Annotated in this window: 19 protein-coding genes and 1 pseudogene; 13 read left to right on the top strand and 7 right to left on the bottom strand. The window is 63.9% G+C overall.

Annotation, left to right across the window (positions count from 1 at the left end; translation table 11 throughout):
- Positions 1 to 5 precede the first annotated feature (5 nt).
- The gene (locus KUG43_RS12265) at positions 6 to 659 is read right to left on the bottom strand and encodes a DUF305 domain-containing protein (RefSeq protein ID WP_353618030.1); all 654 of its coding nucleotides are present in this window, start codon (positions 657 to 659) and stop codon (positions 6 to 8) included.
- A gap of 329 nt (positions 660 to 988) precedes the next feature.
- Between KUG43_RS12265 and KUG43_RS12260 the strand changes: the two genes are divergently transcribed.
- Together KUG43_RS12260 and KUG43_RS12255 are read left to right on the top strand one after the other, a co-directional pair.
- Positions 989 to 1,399, top strand: coding sequence for a hypothetical protein (locus KUG43_RS12260; protein WP_216909440.1), 411 nt, complete (start codon positions 989 to 991; stop codon positions 1,397 to 1,399).
- 197 nt (positions 1,400 to 1,596) lie between these two features.
- The gene (locus KUG43_RS12255; protein ID WP_216909438.1) at positions 1,597 to 3,699 is read left to right on the top strand and encodes a heavy metal translocating P-type ATPase; all 2,103 of its coding nucleotides are present in this window, start codon (positions 1,597 to 1,599) and stop codon (positions 3,697 to 3,699) included.
- 16 nt (positions 3,700 to 3,715) lie between these two features.
- Here KUG43_RS12255 and cadR read toward each other — a convergent pair whose 3' ends face one another.
- A complete protein-coding gene (cadR, locus tag KUG43_RS12250; protein WP_216909436.1) occupies positions 3,716 to 4,132 on the bottom strand; it encodes a Cd(II)/Pb(II)-responsive transcriptional regulator in 417 nt (138 codons plus the stop codon).
- A gap of 121 nt (positions 4,133 to 4,253) precedes the next feature.
- Here cadR and KUG43_RS12245 point away from each other — a divergent pair, with 121 nt between their 5' ends.
- The 6 genes and pseudogenes from KUG43_RS12245 (at position 4,254) to KUG43_RS17085 (ending at position 6,318) form a co-directional block, all read left to right on the top strand.
- Positions 4,254 to 4,535: a vitamin K epoxide reductase family protein gene (locus tag KUG43_RS12245; RefSeq protein ID WP_353618029.1), complete on the top strand. Its 282-nt coding sequence runs from the start codon at positions 4,254 to 4,256 to the stop codon at positions 4,533 to 4,535.
- Positions 4,535 to 4,678, top strand: a complete 144-nt coding sequence (locus KUG43_RS12240; protein WP_216909782.1) for a hypothetical protein — start codon at positions 4,535 to 4,537, stop codon at positions 4,676 to 4,678. Before KUG43_RS12245 ends, KUG43_RS12240 begins: the two co-directional genes overlap by 1 nt.
- 32 nt (positions 4,679 to 4,710) lie before the next feature.
- The gene (locus KUG43_RS12235; RefSeq protein ID WP_216909434.1) at positions 4,711 to 5,085 is read left to right on the top strand and encodes a class I SAM-dependent methyltransferase; all 375 of its coding nucleotides are present in this window, start codon (positions 4,711 to 4,713) and stop codon (positions 5,083 to 5,085) included.
- A gap of 377 nt (positions 5,086 to 5,462) precedes the next feature.
- Positions 5,463 to 5,759, top strand: coding sequence for a hypothetical protein (locus KUG43_RS17090; protein ID WP_502988608.1), 297 nt, complete (start codon positions 5,463 to 5,465; stop codon positions 5,757 to 5,759).
- Positions 5,760 to 5,786: 27 nt separating this feature from the next.
- A pseudogene (locus KUG43_RS17480) lies at positions 5,787 to 5,924 on the top strand (DMT family transporter); the annotation flags it as partial.
- Between the two features lie 34 nt (positions 5,925 to 5,958).
- On the top strand, positions 5,959 to 6,318 hold the full coding sequence (locus KUG43_RS17085) for a hypothetical protein (protein ID WP_286194727.1): 360 nt from the start codon (positions 5,959 to 5,961) through the stop codon (positions 6,316 to 6,318).
- On the opposite strand, the gene KUG43_RS12225 is transcribed toward KUG43_RS17085, so the two are convergent.
- From KUG43_RS12225 to KUG43_RS12210, 4 genes are all read right to left on the bottom strand, one after another.
- Positions 6,287 to 6,493: a hypothetical protein gene (locus KUG43_RS12225; RefSeq protein ID WP_216909432.1), complete on the bottom strand. Its 207-nt coding sequence runs from the start codon at positions 6,491 to 6,493 to the stop codon at positions 6,287 to 6,289. The genes KUG43_RS17085 and KUG43_RS12225 overlap by 32 nt on opposite strands.
- Positions 6,490 to 7,002 (bottom strand): SLOG cluster 4 domain-containing protein, encoded by a 513-nt coding sequence (locus tag KUG43_RS12220; RefSeq protein ID WP_216909430.1) that lies wholly within the window; start codon positions 7,000 to 7,002, stop codon positions 6,490 to 6,492. The genes KUG43_RS12225 and KUG43_RS12220 overlap by 4 nt, the downstream gene beginning before the upstream one ends.
- Entirely contained in the window at positions 6,999 to 7,286 is a 288-nt protein-coding gene (locus tag KUG43_RS12215) for a galactose oxidase (RefSeq protein WP_216909428.1), read from the bottom strand. Before KUG43_RS12215 ends, KUG43_RS12220 begins: the two co-directional genes overlap by 4 nt.
- 369 nt (positions 7,287 to 7,655) lie before the next feature.
- Positions 7,656 to 8,012, bottom strand: a complete 357-nt coding sequence (locus KUG43_RS12210; protein WP_216909426.1) for a cupin domain-containing protein — start codon at positions 8,010 to 8,012, stop codon at positions 7,656 to 7,658.
- Between the two features lie 302 nt (positions 8,013 to 8,314).
- On the opposite strand from KUG43_RS12210, the gene KUG43_RS12205 reads away from it, so the two are divergent.
- From KUG43_RS12205 to KUG43_RS17355, 5 genes are all read left to right on the top strand, one after another.
- Complete coding sequence (locus KUG43_RS12205; RefSeq protein WP_286194726.1) at positions 8,315 to 8,779, top strand: DM13 domain-containing protein; 465 nt, start codon at positions 8,315 to 8,317, stop codon at positions 8,777 to 8,779.
- 3 nt (positions 8,780 to 8,782) lie between these two features.
- The gene (locus KUG43_RS12200) at positions 8,783 to 9,484 is read left to right on the top strand and encodes a DUF4079 domain-containing protein (protein ID WP_216909424.1); all 702 of its coding nucleotides are present in this window, start codon (positions 8,783 to 8,785) and stop codon (positions 9,482 to 9,484) included.
- A complete protein-coding gene (locus KUG43_RS12195) occupies positions 9,481 to 10,359 on the top strand; it encodes a tRNA-dependent cyclodipeptide synthase (RefSeq protein WP_216909422.1) in 879 nt (292 codons plus the stop codon). The genes KUG43_RS12200 and KUG43_RS12195 overlap by 4 nt, the downstream gene beginning before the upstream one ends.
- Before the next feature lie 168 nt (positions 10,360 to 10,527).
- Positions 10,528 to 11,262, top strand: coding sequence for an HpsJ family protein (locus tag KUG43_RS12190; RefSeq protein ID WP_216909420.1), 735 nt, complete (start codon positions 10,528 to 10,530; stop codon positions 11,260 to 11,262).
- A 1,694-nt stretch (positions 11,263 to 12,956) separates the two neighbouring features.
- Entirely contained in the window at positions 12,957 to 13,358 is a 402-nt protein-coding gene (locus KUG43_RS17355) for a DUF1651 domain-containing protein (RefSeq protein WP_353618028.1), read from the top strand.
- A 356-nt stretch (positions 13,359 to 13,714) separates the two neighbouring features.
- Here the strand turns inward: KUG43_RS17355 and KUG43_RS12180 are convergent, their stop codons facing one another.
- Positions 13,715 to 13,894, bottom strand: a complete 180-nt coding sequence (locus KUG43_RS12180; RefSeq protein WP_216909416.1) for a hypothetical protein — start codon at positions 13,892 to 13,894, stop codon at positions 13,715 to 13,717.
- Between the last annotated feature and the right edge of the window lie 677 nt (positions 13,895 to 14,571).

Genomic DNA, 14,571 nt, shown 5'->3' with positions numbered 1-14,571 from the left:
TGACATCAGGGCTTTCCGTACCAGTTGCGGTACCACTGCGCCATCTGCTCGATCTCCTGGCTCTGGACCTTCACCATGGCCTGCTGCAGCTCCCGCAGCTGCGGATGCTGGCTGTTGGATTGGGCCATCGAGGCCATCATCACGCCCATGCGGTGGTGGGGAATCATCTGTTCGATGAAGGCACGATCGAAATCAGGGGCGTTCTTCAGCCACTCAACATCGGTGCCCATCATCCCCATGCCCCCTCCACGGCCCATCATCATTCCGCCGCCGCCGCCCATCCAGCCGCCCCAGCCGGAATAGACACCCCGGCCGTAACTCCCACCCCACTGCGGCACATCACCGCCGAACCATTGGCGGAACCAGCTGCGCATCTGGGCGTTCTCCTGGGTCTGGCTGGCCTTGATGCTCTTGGCCAGCTGCTTGATCTCGGGCCGCTTCGCTCGGGTGAGGGCCATCTCGGCCATGGCGATCGCCCCCTCATGGTGGGGAATCATCATCACGATGAAGCGCTGATCGTTCGGGCCCATTCGTCCGGCCCCGTCCCACCCCATGCCATGCCCAGGCGGCTGCCCTCCGCCCCAGCCCTGGGCAAGGCTGGGGCTGTTGACGAGCAACGCCAGGGCGCAGGCTCCTCCGGCCACCAGCAGAAGAGCCACGGCGGATCGCTTCCCTGGGGGGCGCTGGTGGACCTGGGCCATGGATCCGGCCTCCAAAAGTGCGGGTGTCTTGATCTCCAAGGTGGCCACGCCGGCATGGTCCGAGGGTCTTTCGGGGCAATGCTTCACCGATCCATCGCATGGCCGACGGCTCACACCCCCAGGTCCGGGCAGAACAGGACGCCATCCTTGACGGGTCCGCTTCTTCTGAGCCCCATGAGGAGCAGCGGCTGAGGCTCGTGAGGGGCTTACCCCAGCAAAATCTTCTGATGCAACAGGATGGTCACGGCGAATGCCACCACAGGCGCGGGCCTCGAACCGACCCGTGGATGCGCCACGTCCTGACCCTGCTGTTGACCAGTTGGTGGCTGGGAGCTCCGGTGATGGCGGCTGAAGTGGAGGCGTGCCGGAACCTGCTGGAGCAACGCAATGCCCTGGCCGAGCAGGCCATGAAGGCCGAAATCGCCCTGGTTCGCACCACCCGCGAACGGATCTGCCCGGTCCTCAGCCAGCAGGCCGATGGGGCCAATGCCAACGACCGCAACGAGCAGACCATCGACTACCAGGCCCTGATCGAGTGCCGCCACAAGGCGGAAGAACAGCTGCTGCGCAGCCGGCGGGTTCTCTACGTCAACATCCAGCAGTTCAGGTTCTACACGGCGGCTGGAGCCAAGCTGGCCCGGCAAGCCGATGGGCTGATGCAGCCGTTGCGGGATCAGGAGTGTCCCCAGCTGCGTTGATCAACAGCCTGTGGAGACACAGCCCCAACCCACCCTTGACCCTGGAGTGACTACAGGCTGTTTGCTGGGGCCTGGATGACCTGACCATGGCGGAACATTGCTGCAACACCGGAACCAGCGGGCAGAACGCTGGAGCCACCATGGAGCCGCAGCCGGAGCTGGCATGCGCCAGAGAAGCGCGGTTTCGGATCAGCGCCATGGATTGCGCCACCGAAGAAACCGAGATCCGCCATGCCCTCGCAGGTGTCGACGGCATCCGCGGCCTGAGGTTCCTGCTGGCCGAGCGCGTTCTGGCGATCGATGCCGAAGCCGCAGGGCTCAACTCCGCCCTTGCCGCAATCCGCCGGCTGGGATTCAACCCTGAGCCGATCAGCTCCGATCACCGGCCTTCTGCCGCCCAGACCCGCGCCGAACGGCGCCTTGAACGGCTCCGTCTGGCGGGCTCCCTGGCACTGGCGCTCACGGCGGAGCTGCTGCATCTGGTCGTTCCCGCCTACCCGGGCCATGAGCTGGTGGAGATCGGGATCGCCATCACCGCGATCGCCCTGGCGGGCTTCTCCGTGTTTCGCAAGGGCCTGGCCGCCCTGCGCCAGGGCCGGCTCAACATCAATGCGTTGATGAGCGTGGCGGTCACGGGCGCCTTCCTGATCGGCCGCTTCCCGGAGGCCGCCATGGTGATGGCGCTCTATGCCGTGGCTGAGGCGATTGAAGCGCGGGCCGTGCAGCGGGCCCGCCAGGCGATCACCAGCCTGATGGCCCTGGCCCCCGATGAGGCGGAGATCCGCCAGAGCGATGGCCGCTGGCAACGCGTGGCCGCCAGTGCCGTGGCCATCGGAGATGTGGCGCGGGTCCGCCCGGGGGAACGGCTGCCGCTTGATGGCACGGTGCTCAGCGGCGAGAGTGCGATCAACCAGGCCCCGATCACCGGCGAAAGCCTGCCGGTTGACAAAGGCCCTGGTGATGAAGTGTTTGCGGGCACGATCAACCAGGGCGGCGCACTCGAGATCCAGGTGACGGCACCTGCCTCGCTCAGCACCCTGGCGCGCATCATCCAGGCCGTGGAGGAAGCCCAGGCCTCCCGTGCCCCGATCCAGCGCTTCGTCGATCGCTTCGCGGCCCGCTACACCCCGGCGGTGTTTGTGGTGGCCCTGGCCGTTGCCCTGCTGGCGCCGCCCTTGCTGGGATTCACCCCCATGCAGGCGATCTACAAGGCCCTGGTGCTGCTGGTGATCGCCTGTCCCTGTGCGCTGGTGATCGCCACACCGGTCACGGTGGTGAGCGGCCTGGCCACCGCCGCCCGCCGCGGCATCATCATCAAAGGCGGCCTGTACCTCGAGGAGGCCCGCAAGATCAAGGTGCTGGCCCTCGACAAGACCGGCACGATCACCCTGGGCCAGCCCCAGCTGGTGGCCTTCTCCCCACGGCAAGAAGGGGCAGACGCTGGAACTCTCAAGCAGTGGGCCAGCAGCCTGGCGGAGCGCTCCGACCATCCGGTGTCGCGGGCCATGGCGTCAGGCCTTGATGGCGAGCGGCTGGCCGTGGAGGCCTTCGAGGCCCTCCCCGGAAGGGGGGTGCGCGGCGTGATCGCGGGGCGGCCGCTGATGCTGGCCAACCACCGCTGGATCGAGGAGCTGGGACTCTGCTCCAGCGCACTGGAAGCATCGATGCAGGTCCACGAGCGCCAGGGCCGCTCCCTCAGCCTGCTGGCGGATGACAGCGGCGTGCTCGCCCTGATCGCCGTCGCCGACACCGTTCGGCCCAGCTCGGCGGCGGCCATGGCCGCCCTGCGGGCCCTCGGCGTCACCCCGGTGATGCTCACGGGTGACAACGCAGCCACCGCCGGTGCGATCGCGGCCGTGGCCGGCATCGAGCAGTTGAAAAGCAACCTGCTGCCGCAGGACAAGCTCGAGGCGGTGGCCGATCTGCAGGCCCGCTATGGATTCGCGGCCATGGCTGGCGATGGCATCAACGATGCCCCGGCCCTGGCCCAGGCGGACATCGGTTTCGCGATGGGGGCCGCGGGCACCCATATCGCTATTGAAGCCGCCGACGTGGTGATCATGAACGACGATCTGATGCGCGTACCGGAAACGATCGCCCTCTCCCGACGCACCTTTCGAATCCTGCGCCAGAACATCGCGCTGGCGCTGGGAATCAAGGCCATTTTTCTGGTGCTCACCGTGGCCGGAAATGCCACGATGTGGATGGCGGTCTTCGCGGACATGGGCACCAGCCTGATCGTGATCGCCAATGGCCTGCGGCTGCTTCGCACTCCCACGTTTGGCAAGATCAAGGGTTGAGCCTGGTCGGAAGCGATCAGATCTGAGCCTTATCGATTCCAGCCGAACGGTTCAACTCCATGAGGATGCCACAGGTCTTCACCTCATCCGGTTGCTGACAATGCCCTCTGAGCTGCCGTAGCTGATCCTGGAGTTTGTGCAACTCATTCACGCGGGCATCGACCTCGACGATCTTCTCGTCCAGCAGGGCATTCACCGTCTGACAGCTTCCGGACGGTGTGTCGAGCACCCCGATCAGGATGCGGACCTCCTCCAGGCTCATGTCAAGGCTGCGGCAGTAGCGGATGAAACGCAACTGCTCCACATGCCGCGGCGAATAGAGGCGATAGTTGCCATCCGTGCGCTGCGGCACCGGCAACAACTGCTCGCGTTCGTAATAGCGGATGGTTTCGATCTTGACCCCGGTGGACCGTGCCAACTCGCCGATCTGCATGGATTCATCCCCCTGGGTTGGCAAGTCGGGCGGACAAGCCTCCCAGGCGCAACGCTAGGCCCTTGACCCTGAAGCCACTTCAGGCTTTTCAATCGCCGCATCTCCAGCCTTCTCTCCCCCTGTGAGCAGCGCTACGCGAACCAATCCGCTCTCCAGCCGTCGGGCCGCCCAGGAGCCAGGCCGGCCCTGGGTGCGCCTCGCCATGGCCGTGCTCGCCACGATCGGCATGATCGACACCGGCTCGATCACCGCCAATCGCTGGGGTTGGATCGGCAGCCTGTCCTGTCCGGGCGGTAGCGATGGCTGCGACAAGGTGCTCGGCAGCGCCTGGGGCACGCTGCTGGGCCAGCCGCTTTCTCTGTTTGGATTCCTGGCCACGGCACGGTGCTCCTGCTGGCCCTGATGCCGTTGCTGCGAGGAGGTCGGCGGGGCCTGATGGGCGAGCTCAGAGCACCGCTCTGGCTTCAGGCAGCAGGCTGGCTGTGCGCCAGCGTGATTGTGATGATCAACCTCTCCTTGCTCAGCGCGGTGCTGCGGGGCGGCTGAACTGTTGACAACAGCCGCCTCTGCGTGAACCCATGACGAGCAAAAAGCACTGGGAGACGATCTACGCCACCAAGGCCCCTGAGTCGTTGAGCTGGTATCAAGCCCATGTCGATGACTCACTCTGGCTGCTTCAGGCTGCCGGCCCACCTCTGGATGCGGCGATCATCGATGTGGGCGGGGGTGCCTCCACGCTTGTGGATGATCTCCTGAACCTTGGCTATCAACGGATCATGGTTCTGGACCTTTCCGGCGCGGCACTGGCCGTGACCAGAGAGCGGCTTGGCGCACGCGCCGCTGCGGTGCAGTGGCTGGAGGCCGACATCCTCACGGCCACCCTGCCCGAGCATGCCTATGCCGTCTGGCACGACCGGGCGGTGTTTCATTTCCTCACCAGGCCCGCCGATTAGCAGGACCATGTCCGGGCCGTGCTGCAGACGCTCAAGCCTGGTGGCACTCTGCTCCTGGCAACCTTTCCAGAAGATGGCCCCACCACTTGCGGCGGCTTGGCTGTGGTGCGGTACAGCCCTGAGAGGCTCCAGGAATCCTTGGGGACAGCATTGCGTTTGCTCGATCATGGGTGGTTGCGCCATCGCACACCAGGCGGCGCGGAGCAACACGTTCTGTCCTGTCGGTTCCAACGGACTTCCCCATCGTTTGCATAGGAGCCTGTCCGGTTGCTGTGGTGATCCAGATGACCTCCCAGACGCGATAACAGCGCCGCAGCTGGTTGGCGGGCCTGCTCGCTGCCGCCCTGTTCGGTTCCAGCGCTCCGCTGGTCGGAAGCTTGAGCCACGGGTCTTACCCCGTGCTCGTGGCGGGTCTGCTGTACGCCGGAGCGGCATTGGTGCTGCTGCCCCTGGCCGTGGCCGAGGCCCCGACCAGCCGCCACGCTCCGATCCAGCGGCAGGATCTCCCCCTGTTGGGGCTGATCACCCTGCTGGGCGGCATCGCCGGACCGATCGCCCTGGTCAAGGGCCTGGCGCTGCTCACCCCGGGGGCCTCAGCGCTGCTGCTCAACCTGGAGGCGGTGTTCACGGTGCTGATCGCCGTGGGGGTTAGGGAAGGAGCACCTCGGCCGTGACGGCTGGGCGGCAGCCAATGGCAGGGCGTGCTGTGGATCGCCCTGGCCTGCCTGTGCTGGGGCATCGACAACAACCTTTCTCAGCGCCTCAGCCTGCGCAACCCCCTGCAGATCTCCGCCGCCAAGGCCCTCGGGGCGGCCCTGCCGATGCTGGCCGTGGCCCATCTGCAAGGGCACCCCATTCCGTTCGTCTGGATGAGTGCCGTCCTGCTCGGCATCGGCAGCCCTGGGCTATGGCGTGTCGATCTGGCTCGACATGGTGGCCCTGGCTTCCCTTGGCGCCGCCAGGGAAGCCCATGGGTTCACCGCTCAGTCCATCGCTGCTGTTGGCGGCGGCCGCCATGGCCACTGGCACCGCCATGCCGAACGTGATCACCAGCATCGCCACTTCCACACCCCTGTCGACGGCGATGCGCATCACCTTCATCCCCACCAACCGGAGGATCTCGCGGACCTCGAGCCTGGCCAGCCCTTCTGGCACAGCCATCGCCACGGCCATGACCCGCTGGCCAACGAGCACCCCCACGTCAGCGACGTGCACCACCGCCATCAGCACTGAGCCGTCCGCTCTGCCTACGCCTCAGAACCGGATCAATGGCCAGCACCCCGCTGGTGATCTCCAGTCGCTGGTCGGTGCGCTCCCAGCGGGTCGGGCGGAAGCGCAGCACCTGACGGCCGTCGCTCAGCCAGCCCTCCTTTGGGGTCAGGGGGACACGAGGTGATGGCCGGCTCATGCCTCAGTGAGTTGGGCCTCGATCAGTCGGCAGCACTCCTGCACATCGCTCGCGCTCTGTACCTCCTCGCCGAGTGAGCAGAAGAACTCGCGCCAAAGCGGTGGCACCGCCAGCAGGATCAGCGGCCTCCCTGCATTGAGGGCATGGGCGGCTTCTGAGGCTGTGCCGGGGCCGCCGCCGCCGCAGACCACCACCACCTCGGCGCTGAGCACGTTGATGACGTTGCGGGCCTTACCCATGCCGGTGAACAGGGCCAGATCCAGCTCCGCCGTGCTTTGCCTTTCCTCGCCGTTCCCTTCATCGGGCAGTACCCCCACCACCAGGTGCCCCTCCACCCGCGCCGCACCGCGGCTGGCCGCCGCCATCACTCCCGCCGGGCGGCCACCGGTGAGCAGCACCCAGCCACTGGCGCTGATGCGCTCCCCCAGCTCCTCGGCCAGGGCCACAGCCTCCGCGGAGGCGCCCTCTCCGGCGCCCATCACGCCCACCACCGCACGCCGGTTGCTCATGCCACCTCCGGGCAGCAGCCCTGCTGGCGCGTCAGGTCATCGGTCCAACCCTGGCAGCGGCGGGTCAGGTGCTCCCCATGGGCCAGCAGGCCCTGGTGCAGCTGGCAGGTGAGTTGGGGGATGCAGTTCCCCCCGGCGTGGCGGCGAAACCAGTGGCAGGTCATACAGACCTTGCGACTTCGGCTTCTTTGCAGGACCTCCTGATCCAGATAGGGCCACTCCTCGATCGGCTGCTCGACAGGCCCACCGGTTCCAGACGTGAAAGGGCGCGGACGGATGCCCATGGCACTCCTCGGCAAGTACGCCTGTACTAGCATGGGCGATCCATCCCTGCTGCTCTGATGGATCCTTCAGGAAGGGCTGAACGGAGCGCCTCGATGCGGCTTGCGAGCTCCTCGAAGCGGAGGCCCTCCCCGTAAGTACGAATCAGGGGTTGGAGCCCGATCGAACGGCAGTCGCTATGGAGCCTGGCACAGGGGGGTCCCCGAGGCATCGTATTGCTTAGGGAGCATCACTTGGGCTGTCAACCTGTTGTCAGACCTGTCTTCTCCTTGCCATTCCCGCGCGCACCACTCGGGACAGCTGGGAAATGACGGCAGGACTGGAATGCACCTGCCTTTCATTCATGATCAATAGTGTGGAAACCCATGCCATCAAGGGTGGAGAGGTTCGTAGCCAGCATCTGCGGGCGAAACAACGGAAATGAAGGTGAGTGGCTCCTGACCGCTATTGCTGACGCCGTGCACACAGCCGATGGGAGCGACGACCACATCCCCAGCTGTGATCGCCAAGGTAGAACCAGATGTCTCCGTCTGGTAATTGCCCTGGCCGGTGAGAATCGTCCAGGTGTCCTGCCCGGAAGGATGAACGTGGGCATCGATACGTTGGCCTGGCTTGACATGCCACGCGACAACCACAGCCTCAGCAGTTTCCGTGATCACCGACCGTATCGGCTCATCGTCGGACGGCTGCATGAAATCAAGAGCATGAAAAAGACGGTCGTTACCCATGGCAAATCCCCGGTGTGAAGAGGAATGGCTGACGCTGGAACAAAAGCGGATGCCAACTCTATGCCAATCCCCAGGCATGAACGTTTAGGGCATGACGGTAGCCATTGTTCGTATTTCCCGGGCGACGCTGTCGCCAAGAGCCAGGGGTTGCGGTTGCACGCGACGGCCTCGGGGGAGCCGCCAGGGAGGTCAAGCCTGATGATGGCGCAAACCGATCGAGCAGCTCACGGGTAAGTACGGCAAGCCTGAGCTGATCCGACAGGAATCCCAGCTTGCGCCACTTCCCCCTTGATGCATTCGTGATGAAGTCCCTTGTAGGAGCCCTGACCCTCACACTCCTCGGCAGCGCCGCTGCTCCAGGGCAGGCCGAAACCATGAAGGCTCCCGTCCCCGTGGTGATCGCCCAGGCGGCGCCCCTGGCCATGCAGAGCTTCCGCATGGCCGAGGCTCCCGTCAACGGCAGCTTCACCATCATCCAGAAAGCCGGGAAGCAGTTGCTGGTGCTGAGCAGCGATTTCAAGACCAAGGAGACGGCCCCCGACCTGAAGGTGATTTTCAGCCCATCGGCAACGCCCCTGGCAAGCACCAAGGCCCCCAGCTTTCCGCTCAAGGCCGGCAGCTACACGATCCTTGCGCCGCTCAAATCCGCCTCCGGTGCCCAGAGCTATGTGATCCCCGCCTCGATCGACCTCAGCCAGCAAGGGTCGGTGATGATCTGGTGCGAGGCGTTCAACGCCACGATGGCCTGGGCCCCCCTGAAGCCCTGAGCCATGCAGACCGTCGACTGGCTCTGGCTGCTCCATCCGGCCCTGGCCGTGGTGCTGGTCTACCCCTTGCTGGGCATGGTCTTGCGGCTGGGACTGCAGACCCGGGATCGCCGCCTCAACCAGGCCAAGCATCCCTCCACAGTGGGCCGTGACCATGCCGATCTCGGCAAGCTGCTGGCGGGTTCGGTGGTGGCGATCGTGCTGATCGCCGAAGCGGTGGTCATCGTCACCAAGCATCCCCTTACGGCCTTTGAGGGGGGCGCACTGCGGCTGGGACTGTTGCTTTTGGTGCTGTTGGGATCGGGGATCGCCCTGGCGGCCCTCTGGCGGGTCAAACAGCCCATCTACCGGGCCAGCTTCGCCCTGCTCTGCTGGGCGGGGGTGATTGCCTTGGGGCTGCAGCCGGAGGTGTTCCGGCTCAGCGACAACCCGTTTGAGCCTGCCTTCTGGCAGTCGCACTTCTGGGGCGGCATCGGGCTCACTGGCCTGATGCTGTTCTCCGTGGCCTGCCGGCCGGAGATCCACAAGCACCTGCGTTGGCGCCGGCTGCATGTCAGCGCCAACGCCCTGGCGGCTTTGCTCTTCCTGGCCCAGGGGATCAGCGGCCCCCGGGATCTATTGGAGATCCCGCTCAGCTGGCAGAAGCCGACGATCTACGCCTGCGACTACCAGGCGAGAACGTGTCCGCCGCCGGCGCTCCGATGACCTGGAGCCCTTTAACAGTGGAGTTGGTCTGTCCCCAATGCAGCACCCGCATCGCAACGAGCATCGATACTTCGGCCTGCATCTTGTCCCATACGTGCCCCGGCTGCGGCGTCGTCATCCGTCCGCGCCCCGGTGAGGGGTGCATCTTCAGCTCCTACGGCAACGCGAACCTTCATCGCAACCTGTCCAATCTGTCTCGATGCTTACCCGATCGCGGCGAGCGCTGCCATGTTGTGGTCGGGACGAGCCCATTCAATAGTTATTACAGCGAGGCTCGACTCACCGAGTTGCTGGCCTGGGCCAACGAACACTTCGATCGCGTCGATGTGTTCATTCCCGACACCCCAACGGTGTGGACATTGGAGGCTGGCGGCTATACCACCGGAGAGGCCTCCCATAAGACCAGGCGACAAGTACGCTACCTCAACAACAAGATTGATCGAGCTCGCGAGGCGGTTGAGACTGTCGACAAGCGTCTTCGGCTGTTTCCATGGAGTCAGGTGGCGCGGCTCGATCGTTATGCCGCATCTGAACAGCGCTTCCGCAACGCCTTCGCCACCGACAAGGAGTTTCAACAGGAGTGCCTGGCAGCAACGGACGACGTTCTTCAGAATCGGCGGCGAGAGGGTCATGAACCGAGCCATGGGCAGCGCTTGGGCGCGGTCGATTATCTGATGGCAGAGCTGCCACTCATCCTCAACGGACCTGAGCTATTCGGAGTACAAACCTCGACGTTTGTTTACCACCGCTCGCTTCGATTGTTCGAGAGGATCTTCTCGGGTGACTTCTCGATCGGTCCGTCGCCTGGGCAACACTTTGTGATAGTTCACGAGCTGACGGAACCGGTCTGCTCGAAGAGCCGCGAGGCTGCATAACCAGCAACGGTCGCTGAGGATTCCGCCCAGCTGGCAGAAGCCAACTGTCGACACCAGCGACGACCAGGAGAGACCCAGCGAGAACCTCTCCGCCGCCCACTTGATGGGTCGCTGCCGAGTTCCAAGGCGATACTGGGGCGCTCCCACCCCACGTCCGCCCGTTCCGCCGTGGTCCGCAGCCCCACCACCCCGGTGATCGGCCCCGATCCCTCCCTGGCCCGTCTGCTGGCGGCCGGTTCGATCGTGCTGCCGGTGGTGTTCCTCGCGGCCGTGCTCACCTCGGCCCTGCCACCGAAACTCCTCGACCCCACCTGGCAACTCCAGCTCGCCGCCACCTTGATCAGCTACGCCACCCTGCCTCTTGTGGGCACCCTGCTGATGCCCCTTGCCCAGTGGGTCGATCCAGGCAACAAGCGGTTGCGGGCCCGCTGGAAGGCTCTGCGCTGCTGGACCCTGGCCGCCGCTCTCGGCTTCCTGCTGCTCATTCCCCTGCAGATCTATGCCGGTTGGTCCCTCTACAGAAACGTCACTGGAACCTTGGAACAGCAGACCAGCAAGTCCGCCGAAAAGCTCGCAGATCTACGCCAGTCCATCAGCACCGCCGCCACCCACCAGGAGTTACAGGCCCTGCTGCAGAAATTCTTCGGCAGGAACGCCGGCCTCTCGGCCTCGGAACGTCGTCTGCCCATGGCCGAACTGCGCTCCATGCTGCTGGCAAAGGCGGAACAAGCCTCCCAGCAGCTGATGCGGCAAGTCGAGGCCCAAGCTGCCATGAAGCCCGATCAGCTGGTGAAGGAGACCATCCGGATCGCCATCTCAGCACTGGCCTACGCGATCGGGTTTGCCTTCCTTGCTGGTGCCTTGCCCCGCGGCCGGACCCCTGCTAGCAGGCGGCGGCGGTGACTGGCCCTCAGTGGGGGACATGAGGAATCTTTGGAGGAATGGATGTGCGCGAAGCATTGGGGGATCCCGGGGAATTCCGAGATCCTTGAGGCTGTTTTCGGTTGAATCCTTACTTGTTCACAACGAAAGTGAAATCCTGCTGATCGCCACTGGTACATTTGGGGTGCAGGGACTTTAGAAACTGTATCCAATGTATCTGTTCTCCAGTAGATTGCTGCACCAGGCAGCCCCGGTTCTGCTGGCCGGTCTCTGCACAGCCGCCTTACCGCTTCTTGCCCCGGCTCCTGCACAGGCCCAGCTGGCCCCCGCCCCATGCAGCAGCGCCACGTCGGTCGTCCCGTCCTGCCTGATCGACTTCAGTGGCACGACCTACCTGATCAAAACTGTTCAAGGCAGTTTCCGGAATGGCTTCCCAAGCCCCTCCAGCGGCAATGATTCCCCTGGTTTCTGGTGGGGAAGCCGCGATCTCGCTCGAACGGCCGCAGCGCTGGTGGGCTCCGCCCTCGGCTTCCCCAACGATCAATTCGTACCTTTGGGCTTTGCGGGCACCAATATTCCGATGGGGCCTTGGTTCGCGTGGGGAAGAGAATCCATCCCTCTTCTGATCAATTGCAACCCCTTCACCGGTTGCCAAAACGCCGGTCCATCGGGGGCCTACTCGATTCAGTTCGCATCCTTACGAGGTCCTTCGGGCGTTCCGGTGCGGAACTGCGACGGATCGACCGATCCCACATTCGGCGGAGTATGCACCACATTCACGACCCGTGACGACGATGCGACCGGGAGATTCGATCCCGCAGGAACAGCAGCTTCGGGGTTCATTGAACGCTTCCCCAACGTCTGGGCCGCTGCCTCCCCCTTCATTGCCACCCCCCCTCCCCCGCCGCCGCAGCCACCGACCACCACGGATCCGTCCCCCGTCCCTGGCACCGCCACTGTCCCCGGCCCCCTGCCGGTCCTGGGAGCTGCCGCTGCCTTCGGCTTTAGCCGCCGGCTCAGAAAACGCCTGAGACGTTGACCGCCACACCCGACATCGAGCACCTCGACAGGCGAGGCAATGCGGTCAGGACAATGCGGCTGATCCCTGCCGAGCTTGCCTTCGCAGCAACTGCACGCCTTAGCACCTGCTGAAATAGTGGCCAAAGTGAGCGCCACCCACTGCTCCCGTTCCGCTGGCAAACGTCGGCTTCATCCGGGACCTTCGCTTGGCCTTTAGGTCGTTTCCTGCTGGTCATTCTCCCTCTCGCTGAGGAGTGAATCGGCGCTGATCGCCCATCCACTCCTGTTTATACCTGCGTCTCCCACGGGCTGAGCAGATTCGCCAGACAGATCAGGTTGTAGGCCACCACATGCAACTGAAACACCGCTCCCACCAGGGATCGGCCACTCACCTTGAGTTGCTACCGTCCGGCGGCCTACTTGATCCAACCAAACATCTGACCGTTCCGCTTCCTTGCGCAGATCGTCTGGGCGTAACCCTGATGCCGAGCCGTTCGCCCACCCCCTCTGCCAAGAAAGTTGACGCCTCTCCATCCCGACCACTGCAACCACGAGGGGGCCTGATGGAATCGATCGATGCGTCCTTACAGCGAGTCCGTCTAGCCGAAGGCTTCTGCGAAGCAGTGGGCTGATGTCCGCCGGTGGATGGGACCTCCCTATCGCCAGAGCGTCACGGAGATCATCCTTCAACGGCCATGCCAGCACAGCTCTGTGCGTCACAAGCACCCAGCGCGAAGCTTGGCGCAGTACGCCCATACTGCTCTTCCCCTATGGACGGCTGGCTCAGGGCACCTGACGGGCGAAACGCTCTCCGCTTCCACAGGGACCCGGCCGCTCGAACTGAGCCGCTGATCTTCATCGACCTTGGGGAGCTGAACCACGGGGAACCTGCGCTGCTGAAGAGGTGGCAACGAGATCCCTGCAAGCAAGCGGTAGAGCAGTGGAACAAGCTTCAGAAGGAGAGGTGGACGTGTGTTGTTGATCCTCATTGCTCGATCCGACGGCCCGATCAGGGCTTGTACGGTCCAAAACCACAAGCAGCTCTGCGAACGCCCGCCGGACCTACGCTCTCTCCTCAGGCTTGTGAACGGCGCTGAAGACGCGAGCGGTCATGCGGTTCTCGGTCTCCTGGGGAGTGTTGGTGATGTCCAATAGGAGTTGGCTGGAGATGTCAGCGGTGGGGAAGGGCATGGGTCTGGAGGGGGGGCTGAGGCACGAGGGTCTCTGCATACGTCCCGGGGACGGTCATGGCGTGAGCAAGTGGCAGCCCGCACAATGGGGTGACTTCCCCCATTTCTCCGAGAACGATGTACTGCGGCACTTGCTCCTCGGAGGGAAACCTGTTTCAGGTGCGTCACGCCGCAACTGAGGATAATGATGGGTGCTGTGGATGTGGAGGAATACTCCGGTGAAACGAAGCAGACTATTTTCTCGGATTCCACATCCGCGGGCATCAAGTTACGGAATCACCGTTAAAGACATCCTCCGCATTCCAGCTTGCCCCGAGTTGGTTGTCGACCTTCTCGATTGCCTGCATGCCGACGACGAGCTTGATCTTATCTTTGGGCTCATGTTCGCCGAGCATCTCCAGTCCCGACCAGAGTTCTGCCGCCTCGCGGAACCATCGCTCCAAGCTCTTACCATGGCGATAAGGTCAGCTCTTGCTAACAGAAGTTCTCGCGTCCGCGCGGATGCTGTTCGTGCGTTTGTCGCCTATCGGAGTTCCTTCGACGACTATTCCACAGTTATTCGATCCGTCCTTTGTGGCCCCGATGCACAGGCACGCAGAGAGGCATTGGTTGCTGCGCCGACGTTCCTCGCTCCCAGGGAGCTTTCTGTTCTGCTTTCATTTCGGGACGACCCAGAGGTGTATGAGACCCTCTGCATGGGCGGACCACTCCGTTACCGTAACCGCGACCTTGCTCTGTCTATAGCCGAACGTATTGCCGGACGGCAGTTCTCAGCGGGTGACTGCTCCGAGCGTATGGATGGTTCTAGCGTCTCTTGGCGCAGTTGGTCTGCATTCACTCAGTGGCTTGACTCCAGGGAGCATTAGTCTTTTCTCTTCCTATGACCAAGTCGCTTCAACAAGCACTGGAGTTAGCAGTCTCCGGCTGCCCCCTGCTGCCAGGAAGGTTGTCCACTCTTCATCCCCGACAACTTCAATAACCATGAGGCCTAAGACGTCAGAATTCGAATTCGGCCTGCCATCTGTCGCAACGGATCTGCTCCACGATCGAGACACAGGAAGACAGGTAACTATCCCCCCCTCCCCCGGATGCCGGACAGGCCAGACAGGGGTGCCGGCTC

It is taken from the genome of Synechococcus sp. CCY 0621 (genome assembly GCF_019038465.1).
Classification (GTDB): domain Bacteria; phylum Cyanobacteriota; class Cyanobacteriia; order PCC-6307; family Cyanobiaceae; genus Cyanobium.
Note: the sequence above shows the minus strand (reverse complement) of the source record. Positions and strands in the feature narration are given on the sequence as shown.